The 20,565-nt window shown below is 63.2% G+C and carries 22 protein-coding genes and 1 tRNA gene; 17 read left to right on the top strand and 6 right to left on the bottom strand.

The genetic code is table 11. The annotated features are described in order from the left end of the window. Nucleotides 1-44 precede the first annotated feature (44 nt). Nucleotides 45-953 (top strand): methionyl-tRNA formyltransferase, encoded by a 909-nt coding sequence (fmt, locus tag MU848_RS05635; RefSeq protein WP_247230754.1) that lies wholly within the window; start codon nucleotides 45-47, stop codon nucleotides 951-953. A 129-nt stretch (nucleotides 954-1,082) separates the two neighbouring features. Then, complete coding sequence (gene truA, locus MU848_RS05630; RefSeq protein ID WP_247230752.1) at nucleotides 1,083-1,820, top strand: tRNA pseudouridine(38-40) synthase TruA; 738 nt, start codon at nucleotides 1,083-1,085, stop codon at nucleotides 1,818-1,820. A gap of 39 nt (nucleotides 1,821-1,859) precedes the next feature. Here truA and MU848_RS05625 read toward each other — a convergent pair whose 3' ends face one another. Further along, a complete protein-coding gene (locus MU848_RS05625) occupies nucleotides 1,860-2,579 on the bottom strand; it encodes a queuosine precursor transporter (protein ID WP_201514639.1) in 720 nt (239 codons plus the stop codon). 88 nt (nucleotides 2,580-2,667) lie between these two features. On the opposite strand from MU848_RS05625, the gene MU848_RS05620 reads away from it, so the two are divergent. Next, nucleotides 2,668-2,744 (top strand) — tRNA-Arg (locus MU848_RS05620). Nucleotides 2,745-2,838: 94 nt separating this feature from the next. On the opposite strand, the gene MU848_RS05615 is transcribed toward MU848_RS05620, so the two are convergent. Together MU848_RS05615 and fsa are read right to left on the bottom strand one after the other, a co-directional pair. After that, the gene (locus tag MU848_RS05615) at nucleotides 2,839-3,189 is read right to left on the bottom strand and encodes an antibiotic biosynthesis monooxygenase family protein (RefSeq protein WP_097092003.1); all 351 of its coding nucleotides are present in this window, start codon (nucleotides 3,187-3,189) and stop codon (nucleotides 2,839-2,841) included. Between the two features lie 179 nt (nucleotides 3,190-3,368). Then, entirely contained in the window at nucleotides 3,369-4,022 is a 654-nt protein-coding gene (gene fsa, locus MU848_RS05610; protein ID WP_097092004.1) for a fructose-6-phosphate aldolase, read from the bottom strand. Between the two features lie 140 nt (nucleotides 4,023-4,162). On the opposite strand from fsa, the gene MU848_RS05605 reads away from it, so the two are divergent. The 3 genes from MU848_RS05605 to MU848_RS05595 are packed head-to-tail and all read left to right on the top strand — an operon-like array spanning nucleotide 4,163 to nucleotide 7,215. Beyond that, nucleotides 4,163-4,828: a DUF2490 domain-containing protein gene (locus MU848_RS05605; protein WP_247230750.1), complete on the top strand. Its 666-nt coding sequence runs from the start codon at nucleotides 4,163-4,165 to the stop codon at nucleotides 4,826-4,828. A gap of 45 nt (nucleotides 4,829-4,873) precedes the next feature. Then, nucleotides 4,874-7,045, top strand: a complete 2,172-nt coding sequence (locus MU848_RS05600; RefSeq protein ID WP_247230748.1) for a primosomal protein N' — start codon at nucleotides 4,874-4,876, stop codon at nucleotides 7,043-7,045. Beyond that, the gene (locus MU848_RS05595; protein ID WP_247230746.1) at nucleotides 7,045-7,215 is read left to right on the top strand and encodes a DUF1289 domain-containing protein; all 171 of its coding nucleotides are present in this window, start codon (nucleotides 7,045-7,047) and stop codon (nucleotides 7,213-7,215) included. The genes MU848_RS05600 and MU848_RS05595 overlap by 1 nt, the downstream gene beginning before the upstream one ends. An 81-nt stretch (nucleotides 7,216-7,296) precedes the next feature. Here the strand turns inward: MU848_RS05595 and MU848_RS05590 are convergent, their stop codons facing one another. After that, nucleotides 7,297-7,734, bottom strand: a complete 438-nt coding sequence (locus MU848_RS05590) for a hypothetical protein (RefSeq protein ID WP_247230744.1) — start codon at nucleotides 7,732-7,734, stop codon at nucleotides 7,297-7,299. A 116-nt stretch (nucleotides 7,735-7,850) separates the two neighbouring features. Next, complete coding sequence (ada, locus tag MU848_RS05585) at nucleotides 7,851-8,915, bottom strand: bifunctional DNA-binding transcriptional regulator/O6-methylguanine-DNA methyltransferase Ada (RefSeq protein WP_281494303.1); 1,065 nt, start codon at nucleotides 8,913-8,915, stop codon at nucleotides 7,851-7,853. 105 nt (nucleotides 8,916-9,020) lie between these two features. Here ada and MU848_RS05580 point away from each other — a divergent pair, with 105 nt between their 5' ends. From MU848_RS05580 to MU848_RS05545, 8 genes are all read left to right on the top strand, one after another. Then, entirely contained in the window at nucleotides 9,021-10,568 is a 1,548-nt protein-coding gene (locus MU848_RS05580; RefSeq protein ID WP_247231666.1) for a S1C family serine protease, read from the top strand. 185 nt (nucleotides 10,569-10,753) lie between these two features. Continuing rightward, entirely contained in the window at nucleotides 10,754-11,308 is a 555-nt protein-coding gene (locus MU848_RS05575) for a F0F1 ATP synthase subunit delta (RefSeq protein WP_247230742.1), read from the top strand. 2 nt (nucleotides 11,309-11,310) lie between these two features. Beyond that, nucleotides 11,311-12,840: a F0F1 ATP synthase subunit alpha gene (atpA, locus tag MU848_RS05570; RefSeq protein ID WP_097092009.1), complete on the top strand. Its 1,530-nt coding sequence runs from the start codon at nucleotides 11,311-11,313 to the stop codon at nucleotides 12,838-12,840. 106 nt (nucleotides 12,841-12,946) lie between these two features. Beyond that, entirely contained in the window at nucleotides 12,947-13,831 is an 885-nt protein-coding gene (locus tag MU848_RS05565) for a F0F1 ATP synthase subunit gamma (protein WP_097092010.1), read from the top strand. Between the two features lie 24 nt (nucleotides 13,832-13,855). Beyond that, nucleotides 13,856-15,301 (top strand): F0F1 ATP synthase subunit beta, encoded by a 1,446-nt coding sequence (atpD, locus tag MU848_RS05560; protein WP_097092011.1) that lies wholly within the window; start codon nucleotides 13,856-13,858, stop codon nucleotides 15,299-15,301. Between the two features lie 153 nt (nucleotides 15,302-15,454). Continuing rightward, nucleotides 15,455-15,709: an ATP synthase F1 subunit epsilon gene (locus MU848_RS05555; protein ID WP_066524624.1), complete on the top strand. Its 255-nt coding sequence runs from the start codon at nucleotides 15,455-15,457 to the stop codon at nucleotides 15,707-15,709. Between the two features lie 202 nt (nucleotides 15,710-15,911). Beyond that, nucleotides 15,912-17,441 (top strand): CpaF family protein, encoded by a 1,530-nt coding sequence (locus tag MU848_RS05550; RefSeq protein WP_247230740.1) that lies wholly within the window; start codon nucleotides 15,912-15,914, stop codon nucleotides 17,439-17,441. 206 nt (nucleotides 17,442-17,647) lie between these two features. Continuing rightward, the gene (locus tag MU848_RS05545) at nucleotides 17,648-18,484 is read left to right on the top strand and encodes a DMT family transporter (RefSeq protein ID WP_380800644.1); all 837 of its coding nucleotides are present in this window, start codon (nucleotides 17,648-17,650) and stop codon (nucleotides 18,482-18,484) included. On the opposite strand, the gene MU848_RS05540 is transcribed toward MU848_RS05545, so the two are convergent. Continuing rightward, nucleotides 18,476-18,907 carry an OsmC family protein gene (locus MU848_RS05540; RefSeq protein ID WP_201514647.1) on the bottom strand — a complete coding sequence of 144 codons (432 nt, stop codon included), beginning with the start codon at nucleotides 18,905-18,907 and terminating at the stop codon, nucleotides 18,476-18,478. The genes MU848_RS05545 and MU848_RS05540 overlap by 9 nt on opposite strands. 86 nt (nucleotides 18,908-18,993) lie before the next feature. On the opposite strand from MU848_RS05540, the gene MU848_RS05535 reads away from it, so the two are divergent. The 3 genes from MU848_RS05535 (at nucleotide 18,994) to MU848_RS05525 (ending at nucleotide 20,466) form a co-directional block, all read left to right on the top strand. Next, nucleotides 18,994-19,359, top strand: coding sequence for a PRC-barrel domain-containing protein (locus MU848_RS05535; RefSeq protein ID WP_247230738.1), 366 nt, complete (start codon nucleotides 18,994-18,996; stop codon nucleotides 19,357-19,359). A gap of 148 nt (nucleotides 19,360-19,507) precedes the next feature. Next, nucleotides 19,508-20,176 carry an RBBP9/YdeN family alpha/beta hydrolase gene (locus MU848_RS05530; protein WP_201514649.1) on the top strand — a complete coding sequence of 223 codons (669 nt, stop codon included), beginning with the start codon at nucleotides 19,508-19,510 and terminating at the stop codon, nucleotides 20,174-20,176. A 98-nt stretch (nucleotides 20,177-20,274) separates the two neighbouring features. Beyond that, nucleotides 20,275-20,466: a YezD family protein gene (locus MU848_RS05525; protein WP_097092016.1), complete on the top strand. Its 192-nt coding sequence runs from the start codon at nucleotides 20,275-20,277 to the stop codon at nucleotides 20,464-20,466. Nucleotides 20,467-20,565 lie beyond the last annotated feature (99 nt).

Here is a 20,565-nt window from a genome sequence, read left to right as displayed (position 1 = left end):
ATAGGGGCTTGCAAGTCCGGGGTCAAAAGAGTTGAGAGGCCACTATGCGCATCATCTACATGGGAACCCCGGATTTCGCCGTCCCCGCCCTCGTCGCGCTGGCCAAGGCTGGGCACGAGGTCGTTGCGGTCTACAGCCAGCCACCCCGTCCCGCCGGGCGCGGAAAGGCGCTGCGCCCCTCCCCGGTTCAGGCCCAGGCAGAGCAGATGGGCATAGAGGTGCGCACGCCCATCTCGCTCAAGGACCCGGAGGTGCAGTCTGCCTTCGCCGCGCTTAACGCCGACGTCGCGGTGGTGGCCGCCTATGGGCTTATCCTGCCGCGCGCCGTGCTGGATGCGCCTCGCTTTGGTTGCCTCAACATCCACGCGTCGCTCTTGCCCCGTTGGCGCGGCGCAGCTCCCATCCAGCGGGCAATCCTCTCAGGCGACAATGTAACCGGCGTCACGATCATGGACATGGAGACTGGCCTCGACACCGGCCCGATGCGCGCAAAACATGTGACCCCGATCGAGGACAAGACGGCGGGCACCCTCACTGCCGAACTGGCGCAGGCAGGCGCGGAATTGATGGTGGAGGTACTGGACGACCTCCCCGCACACCCCCCTGTTCCGCAACCGGATGATGGCGTCACCTATGCGGCAAAGATCGACAAGAGCGAAGCGCGCATCGACTTCTCTCGCGATGCCCATCAGGTTGAACGGCATATCCGCGCCTTCAACCCCATGCCCGGAGCCTTCCTGGAATATCGCGGAGAACGTTTCCGCATCCTCGCCGCCCATGTCGAGGAGCATGACGGCCAGCCAGGCGAACTCCTCGACAACAGCCTGCTCATCGGCTGCGGTCACGGCGCGATCCGTCCCACCCTCATCCAGCGCGCAGGCAAGGGCGCCATGTCTCCGGGCGAGCTGCTCCGTGGATATGACCTGCCCGCTGGGTCGCGCGTCGATGGCTAACGTCATCTCGCCTCCACCCCGTCATCCCAGCGGAAGCTGGGATCTCCGGCCATGTGGCACTCCCTCTGCCGAGATCCCAGCTTCCCCTGGGATGACGCATGAGAGGATTGAGATCGCGCTACTCCGCCCATGACCCGCTTCGCCTTCACCGTGGAATTTGACGGCCGCCCCTTCATGGGTTGGCAACGGCAATCACATGGCCCCAGCGTCCAGCAGGCGTTGGAGGATGCCATCCACGCCATCACCGGCGAGCGCGCCGTCATCCACGCCGCCGGGCGCACTGATGCAGGCGTCCATGGTCTTGCCATGCGCGCCCATGCCGACATCGACAAGCCGATCGCCCCCTTCCGCCTGATGGAAGCGATGAACGCACGCCTGCGGCCGAACCCGGTCGCGATCCTGGCCTGTGAAGTGGTGCCCGATGATTGGCACGCCCGCTTTTCCTGCGTCCGCCGCGCCTATGTCTACCGCATCGCCAACCGCCGCGCGCCGCTGACCTTCGAGGATGGCCTGTGCTGGCGCGTCATCCAGCCGCTCGACGCGGACGCAATGCAGGAAGCCGCCCAGCTCCTCGTCGGCCGCCACGACTTCACCACCTTCCGCTCCGCTCATTGCCAGGCCGAAAGCCCGCTCAAATCGCTCGATCGCCTCGACGTGGAACGGACAGGCGACCGGATCGCCATCCATGCCGAAGCGCGCTCATTCCTCCACCATCAGGTCCGCTCGATGGTGGGCTGCCTCGCGCTGGTCGGCATGGGCCGCTGGTCGGTCGACGACATGCGCGCCGCCCGCGATGCGAAGGACCGCGCGGCTCTAGGCCTCAACGCGCCCCCCGATGGCCTGTATTTCGTGAGAGCGGCCTACTAAAATCTCGTCATCCCAGCGAAAGCTGGGATCTCCAGCCCCCTAAAGCTTCGTCCGAAATGGCGTGAAATCCGTCCCCTCATCATAGACGTCCAGCCCCTCGGCGCGCTTCAGGCTGTTCACCACAACATAGGTCAAAGGCGTCAGCACCGCTTCCCATGTCACCTTCATCAGCCAGTTGGTGACCATCACGGTCAGCACCTGCGCATTGCTCCATTCCCCGAAAAAGGCCAGCGGATAGAAGAGCAAACTATCCACCCCCTGCCCGACGATCGTCGATCCGATCGTCCGCATCCACAAATGCCTGCCCTGTGTCAGCAGCTTCATCTTGGCCAGCACGAAGCTGTTGGCCAACTCCCCTGCCCAGAATGCCGCAAGCGACGCAAAGACGATGCGCCAGGTATTGCCGAACACCGCCTCATAAGCTGCCTGGTCCGGCCAGCCTTCCGCAGGCGGCAGCTTCACCACCACCCAGCTCATCAGCGCCATGAACAGCATCGCGCCAAAGCCCGCCCACACGCATCGGCGGGCACGGGCATAGCCATAGACTTCCGTAAGCACGTCGCCCAGCACATAGCCGAGCGGAAAGAAAAGGATGCCAGCACCGAATGTAAAGCCGCCCACGGTGGACAGCTTGGCCGCTCCGATCAGGTTCGACAGCAACAATATGGCGACGAACGCCGCGATGAAGAAATCGAAATAGCGCATCGGCCGCTCGCGAAGCGCCTGCGCATCGATTTTCCGAACCCCCAAATCGGTCATGGGGCCCCTGCATATCGGCCTGCCGCGCAATTGCAATGGCAGGCATGATTGCGCGCAGGCACAAGCCCGGCTATCGAAGCGCCAATGCGGCCCCGTAGCTCAGCTGGATAGAGCATTCGCCTTCTAAGCGAATGGTCACAGGTTCGAATCCTGTCGGGGTCGCCATACTCCCTACAAGCGCCAGCCCAGCAGCAGCATCAGCAACCCGGCGATCAGGATCGCGGCGGCCAGGAAGCCCCAGCCGAAATCAAGGTCGTTCCTATTCGCCATCGAGCGGACTGTCGTCCGGCCGCGCCCGCATCAGCAGGTCGTCGGTCACCGTCATGGTGAAGATCGGGTCGGCGTCCGCTGGCACTTCAGCGATCGCATCGACAAAGGCGGCGCGGGTTTCCGGCTCGTCATAGACCATCTTCCGGTCGAACGCCGCGCGCCAGGTCTCTTCGTCCGGCCATTCCGCATAGCCGACGAAGCGCCCATCCGCGTCGCGATGGAGCCGCGATCCGTAGCTGCCATATTTCTCCCGGATCAGGTCAGTTCCCCGCCGCCATGCCGCGCGGAACTGATCTTCCTTTCCGGGATGCACCCGCCACCAGTAAACCGCGACGAACATCGCACCTCTCCTTCAGGGAGAGAATGACGCAGCGGGTCAGAGGTTGCGCCCCCTTGGCGCGCCTCCCCTCCGTTCGGGCTGAGCTTGTCGAAGCCTCTTACTTTTCCAACAAGGAAGAGCCCTTCGACAGGCTCAGGGCGAACGGGTTTTTTGCCTAGCTTCCAGAGATTGAACCAGGATCAGAGAACCGACTGCCCGGTCTTCTCCCAGTCCGCCAGGAACCCCGCAATGCCCTTGTCGGTCAGCACATGGTTGAACAGCGCCTTGATGACCGAAGGCGGCGCCGTCATTACGTCCGCGCCGATCTTCGCGCTTTCCAGCACATGGATCGGGTGGCGCACGCTTGCCACCAGGATTTCCGTGTCGAACGCATAATTGTCGTAGATGAGGCGGATGTCTTCGATCAGCTTCATGCCGTCGAAGCCATTGTCATCATGCCGCCCGACAAAGGGGGAAATGAAGGTCGCGCCCGCCTTCGCCGCCAGCAGCGCCTGGTTGGCGGAGAAACACAGCGTCACGTTCACTTGTACGCCCTCGCTGGTCAGCGCCTTGCAGGTCTTGAGACCGTCGATCGTCAGCGGAACCTTGATGCAGACATTGTCGGCGATCTTCCGCAGCACGGCGGCTTCCTTCATCATCGTCTCATGGTCGAGAGCGACGACTTCGGCGGAGACGGGGCCGTCGACGATGGCGCAGATTTCCTCGACCACTTCTACGAACTTGCGGCCCGACTTGTGGATCAGCGACGGGTTGGTGGTGACACCGTCCAGCAGGCCAGTGGCGGCCAGGTCGCGGATTTCGTTGGTGTCGGCGGTATCGACGAAGAACTTCATGGGGTCTGCTCCGGGCGGGATGTGCGAATCGGCTCCCCTTTAGCGGCTGATCCCGCCTTTAGCCATTATTGCCAGCGGCAGGCTTTACGGAAACAGCTCCGTAACATTATGACGGCGGCACCTTTCCAAAGGACCGATCGATGCACCGCCATATGCGCCCGCACCACATCAAGGGCGCGCTTCTCCCGTTGGCTGCGGCCTGCGCCACGCCCGCCGCTGCTGCCACCGAAGAGTCGCAAGCCTGGATCACCGAATCCCTGATCGTTACAGCCACCCCAGCCGACACGATCACGCTCGACCTCAGCCAGCGGTTCCGCCGCGACAGCTCCAATGGAGAGCAGCAGACAGCCCGCATCCTCATCGACCATCGCATAGCTAGGGGCGTCCAGATCGGCGGCGGCATCGCCTTCTTCCACTCCGAACCGGAACAGGAGCTGCGCCTCTTCCAGCAGGCCACCTTCACGCGCGGAATCTTCCTCGCCCGCACCCGCATGGAGCAACGCTTCTTCGACACGGCCGACCGGCCAAGCTGGCGGCTTCGTCAGAGGGTTCAGGCGTCCATTCCCCTCGGCTCATCAAAGGCCCCTACCCTCATCGCCGCGACGGAATTCTTCTTCCACCTCAACCGCGCGAAGCCCAGCGACAAGACCGGCCTTGCCGTCCTGCGCCAGCAGGTCGGCCTGCGCCAGCCGCTCGGCAGATCGCTGGACGCGCAGCTGCTCTACATGCGGCAACAGACCTTCCGCGACAACGCACCCGACGCCGTCGCCCATATCCCCTGGCTCACCCTCAGCTGGAAAATCTGAACGCGCCGCCTTGCCTCCCGCCCTTGAGGCGATAGGGAGAGGCGGATGAGTTCGCGCGCCCGTGTCATCTTGCTGAACGCTGCCCTGGGGCCGCTCGACTATCGCGTGCCGCACGGCATGACCGTGCAGCCCGGCAGCATCATCGTCGCCCCGCTCGGCCCCCGTCAGCTTATCGGCGTGGTGTGGGAAGAGGATAGCTTCCCCGATGTCGAAAGCGTCGGCGACAACCGCCTGCGCAACATCGTGGGGCCAGTCGACGCGCCTCCGATCCCCGAAACCCTCCGCCGCCTGATCGAGTGGACGGCGGACTATTATCTCGCCCCCATTGCGTCCGTCCTGCGCATGACGCTGGCGTCCATGTCGGCGCTGGAGGGCGCGCGCACCGTCATCGAATATCGCGCCACCGGCGACCTGCCCGACCGCATGACCGAACAGCGCTCCCAGGCGATGGAGCGCATTGGCGAGCGGCAGGGCCTGATCCGCGAACTGGCGCTGATCGGCGGCGTCAGCGACGCCGTCATCCGTGGACTGGTAAAAGCAGGCGCGTTCGAAGCGGTCGAAGTCAGCATCGACACCCCCTTCCCCCGCCCGGACCCGGATCATGCGCCGCCGCAGCTATCCGACGGACAGGCCAGCGCCGCAACCGAGTTCGTGGACGCAGTACGCCAACGCGACTTCGCCCCTTTCCTGCTCGACGGCGTCACCGGCTCGGGCAAGACGGAAGTCTATTTCGAAGCCATCGCCGCGGCCATTCGCGAAGGCCGTCAGGTCCTCGTCCTCCTGCCCGAAATCGCGCTGACCGAGCCTTTTCTCGAACGGTTCGAAAAGCGCTTCGGCACGGTGCCCATCAGCTGGCACAGCGGCCTGCGCCAATCCGAACGCCGCCGCGCATGGCGCGCCATCGCTTCGGGTGAGGCGGCAGTCGTCGTCGGTGCCCGCTCCGCCCTGTTCCTGCCCTATCCCAATCTCGGCCTCATCGTCGTCGATGAAGCGCATGAGGCCAGCTTCAAGCAGGAAGACGGCGTCCATTACCACGCCCGGGACGTCGCAGTGATGCGCGGGCTCATGGAAAAATTCCCGGTCATCCTCGCGTCGGCCACCCCCGCCATCGAAACGCGGCATCAGGTCGAACTTGGCCGCTATCGCGAAATCAAGCTGCCCGCCCGTTTCGGCGGCGCGGAAATGCCTGGCATAGAGGGCATCAACCTCCTCACCGACCCGCCGGAACGCGGCCGCTGGATCGCCCCGCCCCTCATCAAGGCGATCGACGAGACGATGGAGAAGGGCGAACAGAGCCTCCTCTTCCTCAATCGCCGGGGCTATGCGCCGCTGACGCTGTGCCGCCATTGCGGTTATCGCTTCCAGTGCCCCAATTGCACCGCCTGGATGGTCGAACATCGCCTGACCAAGCGCCTCGCCTGCCATCATTGCGGCCATGTCATCCCCTCGCCCCGCTTCTGCCCGGAGTGCAAGGAAGAGGACAGCCTGGTCGCCTGCGGCCCCGGCGTCGAACGCATCGCGGACGAGGTGAAGGCGCTCTGGCCACAGGCGCGCACCGCCATCGTCACATCGGACACGCTCTGGTCGCCAGCCAAGGCCGCCGAGTTCGTGAAGTCGGTGGAGGCGGGCGCGGTCGACATCATCATCGGCACGCAACTGGTGACGAAGGGCTATCATTTCCCCAACCTCACCTTCGTAGGCGTTATCGACGCAGACCTTGGCCTTGAAGGCGGCGACCTGCGCGCATCCGAGCGCACTTTTCAACAGATCGTCCAGGTCGCTGGCCGCGCGGGCCGTGGACAAAAGCCCGGCCGCGTCTTCATCCAGACCCGCATGCCCGAAGCCGAAGTCATCAAGGCGCTGATCGCGGGCGATTCGGAACGCTTCTACGAAGTGGAGACGGAGAACCGCCGCCGCGCCAACGCCCCGCCCTTCGGCCGCTTCGCCGCCATCATCATCTCCAGCGAGGATGCCGATGAAGCCGCCCAGGTCGCCCGCCTGATCGGCAAGTCCGCCCCGCCGATCGACGGCATGCGCGTCTACGGCCCCGCGCCCGCGCCCCTCTCCGTCCTGCGCGGCCGCCACCGCCACCGCCTGCTGATCCACGCCAGCCGCCAGATCGACGTGCAGGCGGCAATCCGTGAGTGGCTGGACAACATCACTTGGAAATCAGGAACGCGCGTCGCCGTGGATGTCGATCCCTACAGCTTCATGTGATGGAGACCCCCTGCGTCAACATCTGCAAGCTGGACAAAGCAGGCCGCTTCTGCACCGGCTGCGGCCGCACAACCGAAGAAATCGCGCGCTGGCGCGGCATGAGCAAGGCGCAGCGGCAGGCGATCATGGAGCGGCTGAAGCGATCGCGTGACGAACGCAATGGGCGATGACTTTTCACGACCAATTCATGCCATATGTTCGGGGCGCATCATCCCATCAAGCAGCCGCATGGGCGGGCAAGCAGCGTGACGTCAGGGATAACAATATTGATAATTGAACTTGGCAGCACCCACATCATATTCGACAATGATGGCGGGACATGTGGGATCATGCCGCTCGAAGAGCGCCCATGGAAGTTCATCGTTGGCGACGATATTGATCGGCTTTAAAGGCATATTTCGTATAGTGTCTGGCATCGCAACTGACAGCAATCGTGTTGGGTGATCCCATAGCGTACCTTTGATCAATCTTCGACCTTCGGCAAACGTTCCAGTGTAGAACCTTATCCGCTTTTTTATGGACTTTCCATTTCGATGAAGCGTAATTTCGCGCTCAAGCTTGCGAATTATTATTTCATCGGGCTTCCATTCTTTGTCGATATTTTTAGCCTGCAAGGCATGGCTGATAGCGGACGTGCCGAGGGAACTGTGAAGCCCGTGCGCGCTGCTGAGCAAGGATGCGACATACATGATTGTTATCATCCGACCATATCCTCGAGCACCCGCAAGGCAGGCCAACTAAGTCATAAGTTGTTGTCGTTGAACTAATGTAAACGGACGGTCCGCTTGCCACCCAAAAGCGCCCCTCAATCGACTCCTCTTTCCCGCTCCAGCAGCACCTTCTTCCGCTCCACGCCATAGGCATAGCCACCCAAGCTCCCATCGCCGCGCAACACGCGATGGCAGGGGATCAACACCGCCAGCCCATTATCCCCGCAAGCAGTCCCAGCCGCACGTACTGCACCCGGCCTCCCGATGGCAGCGGCAATCTCCCCATAACTGCGCGTCTCACCCGCCGGTATCGCCCGCAGCGCGCTCCACACCGCCTGCTGAAAGGCGGTGCCGCGCACGTCCATGGGCACATCAACCGGCCGCCCCGGCTCCTCAATCAATTGCACCACCTGCCCCGCCAGCGCGCTCAACGCCCCATCGCCCGGCAGAATCTCCGCCTTGGGAAAGCGTCGCCGCAAATCGTCCTCGCCTTCATCGAAACTGACCCGACAAAGCCCTTTGGCCGTCGCCGCGACCAACACAGGCCCCAAACTGGATCCCATCACCACATAACGGATCGTGACGCCCCGCCCGCCATCCTTCCAGGCGCTAGGTGTCATGCCCAGATGCCGCTCCGCATCGGCGTAGGCGCGGCTGGGCGCATTATATCCCGCCTCATAAATCGCACTGGTGACGCTGCCCTCTTCTTCCAGCGCCGCCTTCAGCCGTTCCGCACGCAGAGATCGAGCGTAGGCGGCCGGTGTCAGCCCCGTCTCCCGCTTGAACAGCCGATGGAAATGATGCGGCGCATAGCCCGCATGCGCGGCGACCTGTTCCAGCGAGGGCGCTATCTCTGAAGCCGCGATGAAGGCTTTCGCCGCCTCCACGGCGACCCTGTCCCGCCCGACCTCATCCGGCAGACAGCGCAGGCATGCCCGAAATCCAGCCTGCCGCGCCGCAGCCGGATCCGGCAGGAAGATCATATTTTCCCGCCGCGGATGCCGCGCAGCGCAGCTCGGCTTGCAATAGATGCCGGTGGTCAGCACCGCGCCCACGAAGCGCCCATCCATGGCCCGGTCCCGCCGCAGGAACGCGTCCCAGCAGGCATCATCATCCAGCGCCAATGGCGTCGAGGCGGAAAGGTCGGTCATCTGGTTCATCCATATGGGATAGCAGGCGCGATCGGGCCAGCCTTCCCGCGCCTTGCGCTCAAAGCAATTCTGCCATTGCCTCCGCCGGGCTTTACCATATGAATGCGCCGCATCATGGTCGCATTTCTTCGCCGTCTCTGCCTCCTGCTGGCCCTTGCCTCGCCTGTCGCCGCGCAGGCGGAACAGCAGGATATCGCCGCCGCCGCGCGCGGCGTCGTCCGCATCGCCATCGTGGCGACCGATGGCAGCGATGCCTACTTCGTCGGCCATGGCAGCGGCTTTGCCGTCGCGCCGGATAAAGTGCTGACCAACGCCCATGTCGTTGAACTGACGCGCGAGGAAAAGAACCTCGTCATCGGCGTCATCCCTTCGGAAGGGCGCAAAAGCTATGGCGGCCGCGTCATCGCCTATTCGCCCGGCAACGACCTCGCACTCATCCAGCTGGAGGAAGGCCGCCTGCCGGTGAGCACCTTCTACGGCGGCGCCGTCAGCGACGGGCAGCATGTGACGGCGATCGGCTATCCCGGCAATGTCGACCGCGCGCAGGGCCTTGGCCTCAAACAGATGATCGAACCGCTCGGCACTGTAAAAACCAGTGGCAATGTGTCCTCCGGCCGCTCCAGCCAGAGCTTCGACACGATCCTCCATACCGCACCCCTTGCTGCCGGGAACAGCGGCGGGCCTTTGGTGGACGATTGCGGCCGGGTGCTCGGCGTCAACAGCTTCGGATCGATCTCGGACGGGAATGACGCGGAGTTCGGATTTGCCGTGTCCTGGCGCGAAGTGGCATCCTTCCTGCGTCAGGCGGGCGTGTCCTCGCTCCATACCGTCGTCCCCTGCCGCTCCATGGCGGAGGCGGACGCTGCCGAAGCCATGCTGACGCAGCGAGAGGCGCAGCGCAGCGAACAATCCGAGCGCGCCAAGGCCGATGCCCGCGAAGCTGAACTCGACAAGGCCCGCGACGCCGCCGAGCGCGACGTCATCTCCGGCCGTGAAAATGCGATGGCGGGTGCGGCTGTCCTGCTGGCGCTGGCAGTGCTTGGCCTTGGCGCAGGCGGGCTTTTCTACAGCCAGGGCCGCGAACGCCGCGCCACATGGTTCCTCGCGGGCGGAGGCGTGCTGCTGTTCGGCGCGCTCGCGCTGTTTTTCCTGAAGCCCAGCTTTTCCAGCATCGATGACCGGGTAAAGCTCGCCGCCAGCGACCAGGTCACGGGCAACAGCGCCTATGCGTGGGAAGGCGAAAATATCTGCGCGATTGATCTCGATCGCAGCCGCGTCACCATATCGCAGGCGAACGACATCCCCTTCAACTGGACCGCGTCCGGCTGCGCCAATGGCAACAGCCAATATGTGACCGCCGGAAATGACTGGGAACGCGCCACCATCCCAGAAAGCGGCAACTTCATCGCGCTGAGCCGCTTCGACCCCGCAACCGGCACATTGCGCGTCCAGCGCTGGCTGCCCGATGGCGACACGATGGACAAGGCACGCGCGCTGCTGAAGGATGGGCCGATCAAGGAATGCGGCAACAATCCCGATCTCCTCGCCCGCATAGCCTCGCTGCGCAGCGACCTTGGCGCACTCCTGCCCGCCCAGCCTAACGAGCGCCTGGTCTACCGCTGCCGCAAGGGACGGCTCGCCCCGGCCGACCCGGCGAACTGAAGCGATCCGCGCGGTAAAGCGCGCCGCTCATTCGCTTCGATTCCATCCTTGTGACGGAATCGCGTTCCATGGCTTGCATAGTCATAATCCCGCTGCTAACCGGCCCGGCAACAGGGGATCGGGACGGATAGACCGCGCCCCTCTTTTTTGCATGACCGGCAAATCAATTGGAGGACGGTAAGCGCGTGGAGACTACCGGCGGCATTCAGGCCAGCCTCAGCGGACGCTACGCGGTTGCGCTGTTCGATCTGGCTCGCGACGGCAACGCCCTCGACACCGTGGCGGCCAGCCTCGGCGCGATCAAGGCGGCGATTGCCGAATCGGCTGATTTCAAAAACCTGATCAACAATCCCGTGCTCAGCCGCGACGCAGCGGGCAAGACGATCGCGGCGGTCGCATCTTCCATGGGGATCGACGCGCTGACGACCAAGTTCCTGGGCGTTCTGGCGGCTAACCGTCGCCTCTCGCAGCTGCCCGCGGTTATCCGCGCCTATGAAACGCTTCTTTCGAATCACAAGGGCGAAGTCCGCGCGGAAGTGACCAGCGCACATCCGCTCGATTCGAACCAAGTCACCGCCCTGCAGCAGAATCTGCGGGCGCGCGTCGGCCGCGAAGTCGCGCTCGATGCAAAGGTCGATCCCGCGATCCTGGGCGGGCTGGTCGTCAAGATCGGCAGCCAGATGATCGATTCCTCCATCCGCACCCGTTTGAATAGTCTCGCCCAGGCGATGAAAGGCTGAACATGGATATCAACGCCGCAGAAATTTCGAAGGTCATCAAGGACCAGATCGCCAATTTCGGCACCGAAGCGCAGGTGAGCGAAGTCGGTTCCGTGCTGACCGTGGGTGACGGCATTGCCCGCGTCCACGGCCTCGACAACGTCCAGGCGGGCGAAATGGTCGAGTTCGCCAATGGCGTGCAGGGCATGGCGCTCAACCTCGAAGCCGACAATGTCGGCGTCGTGATCTTCGGCTCGGACGCCGAGATCAAGGAAGGCGACACCGTCAAGCGCACCGGCACCATCGTGGACGTTCCCGTAGGCAAGGGCCTGCTCGGCCGCGTGGTCGACGGCCTCGGCAACCCGATCGATGGCAAGGGCCCGATCCAGTACACCGAGCGCAAGCGCGTTGAAGTCAAGGCGCCGGGCATCATCCCCCGCAAGTCTGTGCACGAACCCGTGCAGACCGGCCTCAAGGCGATCGACGCCCTCGTCCCCGTCGGCCGTGGCCAGCGCGAGCTGATCATCGGTGACCGCCAGACCGGCAAGACCGCTGTCGCGATCGACACCTTCATCAACCAGAAGGGCGTCAACGCTTCCGGCGACGAAAGCAAGAAGCTCTACTGCATCTACGTCGCCGTCGGCCAGAAGCGCTCGACCGTCGCGCAGATCGTCAAGCAGCTCGAAGAAAATGGCGCGATGGAATATTCGATCGTCGTCGCCGCGACCGCTTCGGAGCCCGCTCCGCTCCAGTATCTGGCGCCCTACACCGGCGTCACCATGGGCGAATTCTTCCGTGACAACGGCATGCACGCCGTGATCGTGTATGACGATCTGTCCAAGCAGGCCGTCGCCTATCGTCAGATGTCGCTGCTGCTGCGTCGCCCTCCGGGCCGCGAAGCTTATCCCGGCGACGTTTTCTATCTGCACAGCCGCCTGCTGGAACGCGCTGCCAAGATGAACGACGCCAATGGCGCTGGCTCGCTGACCGCGCTGCCGATCATCGAAACCCAGGCAGGCGACGTGTCGGCCTATATTCCGACCAACGTGATTTCGATCACCGACGGCCAGATCTTCCTCGAAACCAACCTCTTCTACCAGGGCATCCGTCCGGCCATTAACGTCGGCCTGTCGGTGTCGCGCGTCGGTTCCGCCGCGCAGACCAAGGCGATGAAGAAGGTTTCGGGCTCGATCAAGCTGGAGCTGGCGCAGTACCGCGAAATGGCGGCGTTCGCCCAGTTCGGTTCGGACCTCGACGCTTCGACCCAGAAGCTGCTGAACCGTGGCGCGCGCCTCACTGAACTGCTGAAGCAGGCTCAGTTCTCGCCGCTGCCCTTCGAAGAGCAGACCGCGTCGATCTTCGCCGGCACCAACGGCTATCTCGACAACGTCGCCGTCAAGGACGTGACCCGCTACGAAGAGCTGATGCTCGCCTATCTGCGTCACGACCATGCCGACGTTCTCGCCGCGATCCGCGACAGCAAGGATCTGGGCGACGACGCCAAGAGCAAGCTGAAGGCCGCGCTCGACAGCTTCGGCAAGACGTTTGCGTAAAGGATAATCCGTCATCCCAGCGAAGGCTGGGATCTCAGGCCTCGAAGGTTCAACCTGGAGGCACGAGATCCTGACCTTCGTCGGGATGACGAACAGAAGGTTCGTCATGGCCAGCCTCAAGGAACTGAAGATCCGCATCGGGTCGGTGAAATCGACCCAGAAGATCACCAAGGCGAAGCAGATGGTCGCCGCGGCCAAGCTGCGCAAGGCGCAGGCTGCCGCCGAAGCAGCGCGTCCCTATTCCAGCCGTCTGGAAGCCGTCGTCGCCAGCCTCGCGTCGAAGATCGCAGGCGGTTCGGGCGAAGGCGCGTCGCCGCTGCTCGCTGGCACCGGCAAGGATGACGTTCATCTGCTGGTCGTCGCCAACTCCGACCGTGGCCTTGCTGGCGCGTTCAACGCCAACATCGTCAAGGCTGCGCGCGCCAAGGCGGACGAGCTGATCGCGCAGGGCAAGACCGTTCGTTTCTACCTGATCGGCCGCAAGGGTCGTCCGGTGATCAACCGCACCTTCCCCGGCATGATCGTCGCGCAGTTCGACACCACCGGTGTCAAGGAACCCGGCTTCAACCAGGCGTCCGAAATCGCGCATGAACTGACCGACATGTATCTGAACGGCAAGTTCGATGTCGCGCATCTCTTCTACTCGCAGTTCAAGTCCGCGCTCGCGCAGATTCCGACCGAACAGCAGATCATCCCGGTGAAGATCCCTGCCGATGCCGACCGCAACGCCATCGGCGCTACGGTGGAATATGAACCGAGCGAGGAAGCGATCCTCGACGACCTGTTGCCGCGCAACGTCACGGTACAGATCTTCAAGGCGCTGCTGGAAAACAACGCGTCCGAACAGGGCGCATCGATGACCGCCATGGACAATGCGACCCGCAACGCCGGCGACCTCATCAACAAGCTGACCATCCAGTATAACCGCAGCCGTCAGGCCGCGATCACCACCGAACTGGTCGAAATCATCTCGGGCGCGGAAGCCCTTTAAGATCACGCACGCAAGGAAGCAGTCATGGCAACCACCAACAATGTAGGCCGCATTTCGCAGGTCATCGGCGCCGTCGTCGACGTGACCTTCCCCGATGCGCTCCCCGCTATTCTCTCGGCGCTGGAAACCAGCAACAACGGCAACCGCCTTGTTCTGGAAGTCGCCCAGCATCTGGGTGAAAACACCGTCCGCACCATCGCGATGGACTCGACCGACGGTCTGACCCGCGGTCAGGAAGTCACCGACACCGGCGCGCAGATCAGCGTTCCCGTCGGCCCGGCGACGCTCGGCCGCATCCTGAACGTCGTCGGTGAGCCGATCGACGAGCGTGGCCCTGTCGCCACCACCGTCACCGCCCCGATCCACGCCAAGGCGCCGGAGTTCGTCGATCAGTCGACCGACGCGTCGATCCTCGTCACCGGCATCAAGGTCATCGACCTTCTCGCCCCTTACGCAAAGGGCGGCAAGATCGGCCTGTTCGGCGGCGCGGGCGTCGGCAAGACCGTGCTCATCCAGGAACTGATCAACAACATCGCTAAGGGCCATGGCGGCACCTCCGTGTTCGCGGGCGTCGGTGAGCGCACCCGCGAAGGTAACGACCTTTATCACGAATTCCTCGACGCAGGCGTTATCGCCAAGGACGCCGACGGCAACGCGATCAGCGAAGGTTCGAAGGTGGCGCTGGTTTATGGCCAGATGAACGAGCCCCCGGGCGCCCGCGCTCGCGTCGCTCTGTCGGGCCTCACGATCGCGGAATATTTCCGCGACCAGGAAGGGCAGGACGTGCTCTTCTTCGTCGACAACATCTTCCGCTTCACCCAGGCGGGCGCGGAAGTGTCGGCTCTGCTCGGCCGTATTCCTTCGGCCGTGGGCTACCAGCCGACCCTGTCGACGGACATGGGCGCGCTGCAGGAGCGCATCACCTCGACCAACAAGGGTTCGATCACCTCGGTTCAGGCCGTGTACGTCCCCGCAGACGACTTGACCGACCCGGCGCCTGCGACCTCCTTCGCGCACTTGGACGCCACCACCGTTCTCAACCGCGCCATTTCGGAACTGGGCATCTATCCGGCGGTCGACCCGCTGGACTCGACCAGCCGCGTTCTGGAACCCCGCGTCGTTGGCCAGGAGCATTATGAGACCGCCCGTGCGGTTCAGGCGATCCTGCAGAAGTACAAGTCGCTTCAGGACATCATCGCGATCCTGGGCATGGACGAGCTTTCGGAAGAAGATAAGCTCACCGTCGCCCGCGCGCGCAAGATCCAGAAGTTCCTGTCGCAGCCCTTCCACGTCGCCGAAGTCTTCACCGGCATCTCGGGCAAGTTCGTCCAGATCGAAGACACGGTGAAGTCGTTCAAGGCCGTGGTCGAAGGCGAATATGACCATCTGCCCGAAAACGCCTTCTACATGGTCGGCGGCATCGACGAAGCCATCGAAAAGGCAAAGAAGCTGGCTGCCGAAGCGGCTTAAGCTCCACAATGTCCCCCTCCCGCAAGCGGGAGGGGTTAGGGGTGGGCCGCGAGCGAAGCGAGCCTCGACCTATCCCTGAAGTTTGCAGGCGATTGCTAACGCAACCGCACCCACCCCTGCCCCTCCCTTGAAAGGGAGGGGGGAGAGTTACAGATGGCACTGCATTTCGAACTCGTGACCCCCGAAAAGCTCGTCCGCTCGGAAGAGGTCTATCAGGTCGTCGTCCCCGGCACCGATGGCGACTTCGGCGTGCTGGAAGGGCACGCGCCCTTCATGTCCACCGTCCGCGACGGCGCGATCCAGATTTTCGCCTCGGCCGGTTCGGCTCCCGAAGTCATCCCCGTCCAGGGCGGCTTCGCTGAAGTCAATGAAAAGGGCCTGACCGTTCTTGCGGAGCATGCTGGCTAAGCCAAAGCGCACCTCCTGATCCGCTTGCCCAAGAAGGCCGCGTTCGCCAAGGAACGCGGCCTTCTTGCATTGCGGCACGGAGCGCGCTCGCCTCGGCCATTAGCCATTTGTCAAAGTTTCCGACCTATTCACCATCTCCAGCCATATTTGATCGGTCTCTTTGTGGTTGGCTCGATCGATCGGAACATGCCGGCGGAGAATTATGAGCGCGTTTGGACGGAAAAATGGACCTGCGGGTATCAAGCCGGGTTTCGGCGTCGCCCGGCCCATGCAGGGCGGCGCACCGCGTGAAGAAGCGCGCGGCGGCGACCAGTTTCCTCCGCTCGACATGGCGCCCTTGCCCGCCAGCGAAAGCCCGGTCGATCCGCTGTCCGCTCCCACGACCCAGATGCAGCGCAACGCCGACGCCCTGCAACGCCTGTCGGACCGCGCCAACGCCGAACATGTCGCCGATGCAGGGCCGCAAGGCTTCGAAGCGTCGGTCCACAAGATCAAGGAGCAGGTCCTCCCCCGCCTGCTCGAACGCGTCGATCCGGAAGCCGCCGCCACCCTCAGCAAGGATGAACTGGCCGAGGAATTCCGCCCCATCATCATGGAGGTGCTGGCCGAGCTCAAGCTCACCCTCAACCGCCGCGAACAATTCGCGCTGGAAAAGGTGCTGGTCGACGAACTGCTTGGCCTCGGTCCGCTAGAGGAACTGCTCGCCGATCCCGACGTCAGCGACATCATGGTCAACGGCCCGGAACAGACCTATATCGAAAAGAAGGGCAAGCTCCAGATCGCGCCGATCAAGTTCCGCGATGAAGAGCATCTGTTCCAGATCGCCCAGCGCATCGTGAACAAGGTCGGCCGCCGTGTTGACCAGACCACGCCGCTCGCCGACGCCCGCCTGCCCGACGGCAGCCGCGTCAACGTCATCGTGCCGCCGCTCTCGCTGCGCGGCACTGCCATCTCGATCCGTAAATTTTCCGCCAAGCCGATCACCATCGACATGCTCGCCCAGTGGGGCGCGATGAGCCCGAAGATGGCCACCGCGCTCAAGATCGCGGGCGCATCGCGCATGAACATCGTCATCTCGGGCGGCACCGGCTCGGGCAAGACCACCATGCTCAACGCCCTGTCGAAGATGATCGACCCGGGCGAGCGCGTCCTCACCATCGAGGACGCGGCCGAACTCCGCCTGCAACAGCCGCACTGGCTCCCGCTCGAAACCCGCCCCCCGAACCTGGAAGGCCAGGGCGCGATCACCATCGGCGATCTCGTCAAGAACGCCCTGCGTATGCGCCCTGACCGCATCATCCTGGGCGAAATTCGTGGCGCGGAGTGCTTCGACCTGCTCGCGGCGATGAACACGGGCCATGACGGCTCCATGTGCACGCTCCACTCCAACTCGCCCCGCGAATGCCTCGGCCGTATGGAGAACATGATCCTGATGGGCGACATCAAGATCCCGAAGGAGGCCATCTCGAAACAGATCGCCGACTCCGTCGACCTCATCGTGCAGGTGAAGCGCCTGCGCGACGGCTCGCGCCGCGTCACCAACATCACCGAAGTCATCGGCATGGAAGGCGACGTCATCGTCACCCAGGAACTGTTCAAGTTCGAATATCATGACGAGGACGACAGCGGTAAGATCGTCGGCGAATATCGCTCCATGGGCCTGCGCCCTTACACGCTGGACAAGGCCCGGCAGTTCGGTTTCGACCAGCCCTTCCTGGAAGCCTGCCTCTGATCCTGCACGCGCGATAGCGGCAACCCAGCCGCTATCCACCGCATAAATCGTAATTTATCCGCCCGGTGGTTGCGTGACCGTGTCCGCCGGTTAAAGCAAACCGCGTGCAACCGCCCGCCCCGATCAGCCCGCCCGAGGAGCTTCCGCCACCGCCACCGGTCCGCGAAGAGCATCCGCTCAAGGGCATAGGTCTGCGCCTGCTGGCCATGATGTTCATGGCCGTCATGTTCGCGCTGGGCAAAGTCGTCGGCACGCGCGGCGTCAGCCTGATCGAACTCATCTTCTACCGCCAGGCGCTGGCTCTGCCGCTGATCGTCACCTGGGTCGCGATGACGGACGGTCTCGCCTCGGTCCGCACGAACCGCCTCGGCGCGCATGTCAGCCGCACCGTGCTCGGCCTCACCGGCATGGTTCTCAACTTCGGCTCATACCTGCTGCTGCCCCTGACCGAGGCGACGGCGATCGGTTTCACCATGCCGATCTTCGCCACCCTGCTCTCTGCGCTCCTGCTGCGGGAGGCGACAGGCCCGCATCGCTGGGCCGCCATCCTGCTCGGCTTCGTCGGGATCATCATCATGGTCCGCCCGGACGGCATGCACTTCCCGCCGCTGGGCCTCGCCGTCGCGCTTTCGGCCGCCGTCATCACCGCCTGCATCGGCCTGCTGCTCCGCGACCTCGGCCGGACGGAAAGGACGGGCGCCATCGTCTTCTGGTTCACGATCCTCTCGATCCCGCCCCTCGGCATCCTGATGCTTTTCGTCGGGAAAGCACATGATCCCGTCACCTGGGCCATGCTGATGGGCGTCGGCATCACCGGGGGCGTGGCGCAACTGTGCATGACCGGGGCGCTGCGCCATGCGCCCGTGTCGGTCGTACTGCCGATGGATTACAGCACGATCATCTGGTCGACCATGCTCGGCCTGCTGATCTGGGGCGAATGGCCGATGTATACGACCTGGATCGGCGCAGCGCTCATCATCCTGAGCGGCCTCTACATCGCGTGGCGGGAACATATACGCTCCCGCCGACCCGCCTCAGCCTAGCAGTTCCGCGTCCAGGCTAATCTCAGCCTTCAGCAGCTTCGACACGGGACAATTTTCCTTCGCCTTCGCCGCCAGTTCCTGAAACTGCGCGTCATCGGCGCCCGGGATCGTGGCCTTCAGCGTCAGCTTGCTGGCCGTGATCGCAAAGCCACCCTCCTGCTGCTCCAGCGTGACGACGGCATTGGTTTCCATCTTCTCCGCCGTCAGCCCGGCTTCGCCAAGGATCATCGACAGCGCCATGGTGAAGCAGGACGCATGCGCCGCCGCGATCAACTCTTCCGGGTTGGAACCCGGTACGCCCTCAAACCGCATTGCAAAGCCATAAGGGTGCGCGTCCAAAGCGCCGCTCTGCGTCGAAATCGCGCCCTTGCCGTCTTTCAGGCCTCCGCTCCATACCGCCGATCCGCTGCGATTGATCTTCATCTCATCCTCCTGTTTCGAAGATTGGGAACCCCGCTGATCGTCCCCGGTTTCATGGGTCTAGCGCATTATGATGCAGGAGGGTGACGATGACTGATCCCGCAACCCAAAATTCCAGTGACCTGATCGCGTCCGACCGTGTGGAAGGAACCGCCGTCTACACCCGGCAAGGAGAAAGGCTCGGCCATATCTCCAACTTCATGGTGGAAAAGCGCAGCGGGCAGGTTCGCTATGCCCTGCTTTCCTTCGGCGGCTTCCTCGGCCTTGGCAACGATCATTACCCCATCCCCTGGTCGATGCTGAGCTATGACACCGATAAGGGCGGCTATGTCGTGGATCTCAGCAAGGACGTGCTGGAAAGCGCACCCCGTCACACGCCCGACACGCCGCCGGATTATGACGACACATATGGCCGCACCGTCTTCTCCTACTATGGCCTCATATATCCTTGGTAATGGGCTCCCGGCCCGACGCGAAGCCCGCCGCCTGACCTGAACGCCAGATGAATCCGATCGCCCAAATTTGGACACAATTGGTCGCTCAAGCATTGTCTACTTAAAGAATAGAATTATGTTCAACCTGTAATTGGACGAGGATCAGACAATGGACCGATTCGGACATCTGGGCGACACGCGCAATCCGGTCGTGCTGACCATTCCCGGTCTGAACAACAGCGGCCCCGGCCACTGGCAGACGCTTTGGGAAGAGGTCAGAGGAGATTGCCAGCGCGTCGACCTGGGCAGTTGGGCCAGTCCCAATCGCAATGCGTGGGTCACGCGCCTGGACGCCGCGATTCGGGAAGCTGACGGGCCGATCATCCTGGCCGCGCACAGCCTTGGCTGCCTTGCGGTCGCTTGGTGGGGTGCCCTGCAGAGCCAGGCCTATGGCTGGCCAGTGACCGGCGCTTTGCTGGTCGCCCCTCCCGATTGCGACAGAATGGAAACGCCGGAGACGATCGGCGGCTTTGGCCCCACTCCCCGCGCTCAATTGCCCTTCCCTTCGCTGGTCGTCGCCAGCCGCAACGATCCTTATATTTTCTTCGAACGGGCGCACAGCATCGCGAAGAATTGGGGCAGCACCTTCGTCGATGCGGGCTTCAGCGGCCACATCAATGCTGACTCCGATCTTGGCAATTGGGAATTTGGCCAATCCCTGTTGGAACAGCTGATCGACAATGCGCATGAACAGGCCTCTGTGATGCGCCAGATGCGGCCCGCCATCCCCATGGCTCATAAGGAAAGGAAGCTGGCAGCAATGCGGATGATCGGCTGAAAAAAGGACGGGCGCTACAAGTCAAACTTGGGCGCCCTATATATTTGCTTTTTTGTCTATTGAATTAGTTGAGATAAAAGCGGGGCCAAGAGGTGCTTATGAGTGACAGCCGAACAGTTGAATTTGCCCGCAATGGCCGCGCAGACGGCCAAAGGGCGGACATAGCCGTCAGCATCGACAAGGTTCGTGGCGTGCTGGAAGCATTACGCTTCGGGTCGATCACCTTGACCGTGCATGACGCGCGCGTCGTCCAGATCGATGTGACGGAAAAGACTCGCCTTACCGCTTGACTAAGATCGGGGGCAATAGGGTCGCAAGGCCAAGCCGCCGGACAGGCGGTTAATAACAGGCGGCAGGGGGTGGGCCGCTGACTGTCCAATACCATTCCC

The organism is Sphingobium agri (assembly GCF_023051225.1).
Taxonomy (GTDB): domain Bacteria; phylum Pseudomonadota; class Alphaproteobacteria; order Sphingomonadales; family Sphingomonadaceae; genus Sphingobium; species Sphingobium agri.
This window is presented reverse-complemented; position numbering and strand designations above follow the sequence as displayed.

Bases quoted from the DNA above. Each gene is read 5' to 3' on its own strand.
- MU848_RS05535 (WP_247230738.1), top strand. From the start codon at position 18,994: ATGACTGATCCCGCAACCCAAAATTCCAGTGACCTGATCGCGTCCGAC.
- MU848_RS05555 (WP_066524624.1), top strand. From the start codon at position 15,455: ATGGCACTGCATTTCGAACTCGTGACCCCCGAAAAGCTCGTCCGCTCG.
- MU848_RS05615 (WP_097092003.1), bottom strand. From the start codon at position 3,189: ATGTTCGTCGCGGTTTACTGGTGGCGGGTGCATCCCGGAAAGGAAGAT.
- MU848_RS05540 (WP_201514647.1), bottom strand. From the start codon at position 18,907: ATGAAGATCAATCGCAGCGGATCGGCGGTATGGAGCGGAGGCCTGAAA.
- fsa (WP_097092004.1), bottom strand. From the start codon at position 4,022: ATGAAGTTCTTCGTCGATACCGCCGACACCAACGAAATCCGCGACCTG.
- MU848_RS05550 (WP_247230740.1), top strand. From the start codon at position 15,912: ATGAGCGCGTTTGGACGGAAAAATGGACCTGCGGGTATCAAGCCGGGT.
- MU848_RS05565 (WP_097092010.1), top strand. From the start codon at position 12,947: ATGGCCAGCCTCAAGGAACTGAAGATCCGCATCGGGTCGGTGAAATCG.
- truA (WP_247230752.1), top strand. From the start codon at position 1,083: ATGACCCGCTTCGCCTTCACCGTGGAATTTGACGGCCGCCCCTTCATG.
- MU848_RS05590 (WP_247230744.1), bottom strand. From the start codon at position 7,734: ATGTATGTCGCATCCTTGCTCAGCAGCGCGCACGGGCTTCACAGTTCC.
- fmt (WP_247230754.1), top strand. From the start codon at position 45: ATGCGCATCATCTACATGGGAACCCCGGATTTCGCCGTCCCCGCCCTC.
- MU848_RS05580 (WP_247231666.1), top strand. From the start codon at position 9,021: ATGGTCGCATTTCTTCGCCGTCTCTGCCTCCTGCTGGCCCTTGCCTCG.
- MU848_RS05600 (WP_247230748.1), top strand. From the start codon at position 4,874: ATGAGTTCGCGCGCCCGTGTCATCTTGCTGAACGCTGCCCTGGGGCCG.
- ada (WP_281494303.1), bottom strand. From the start codon at position 8,915: ATGAACCAGATGACCGACCTTTCCGCCTCGACGCCATTGGCGCTGGAT.
- MU848_RS05605 (WP_247230750.1), top strand. From the start codon at position 4,163: ATGCACCGCCATATGCGCCCGCACCACATCAAGGGCGCGCTTCTCCCG.
- atpD (WP_097092011.1), top strand. From the start codon at position 13,856: ATGGCAACCACCAACAATGTAGGCCGCATTTCGCAGGTCATCGGCGCC.
- MU848_RS05525 (WP_097092016.1), top strand. From the start codon at position 20,275: ATGAGTGACAGCCGAACAGTTGAATTTGCCCGCAATGGCCGCGCAGAC.
- MU848_RS05595 (WP_247230746.1), top strand. From the start codon at position 7,045: ATGGAGACCCCCTGCGTCAACATCTGCAAGCTGGACAAAGCAGGCCGC.
- MU848_RS05625 (WP_201514639.1), bottom strand. From the start codon at position 2,579: ATGACCGATTTGGGGGTTCGGAAAATCGATGCGCAGGCGCTTCGCGAG.
- atpA (WP_097092009.1), top strand. From the start codon at position 11,311: ATGGATATCAACGCCGCAGAAATTTCGAAGGTCATCAAGGACCAGATC.
- MU848_RS05545 (WP_380800644.1), top strand. From the start codon at position 17,648: ATGATGTTCATGGCCGTCATGTTCGCGCTGGGCAAAGTCGTCGGCACG.
- MU848_RS05530 (WP_201514649.1), top strand. From the start codon at position 19,508: ATGGACCGATTCGGACATCTGGGCGACACGCGCAATCCGGTCGTGCTG.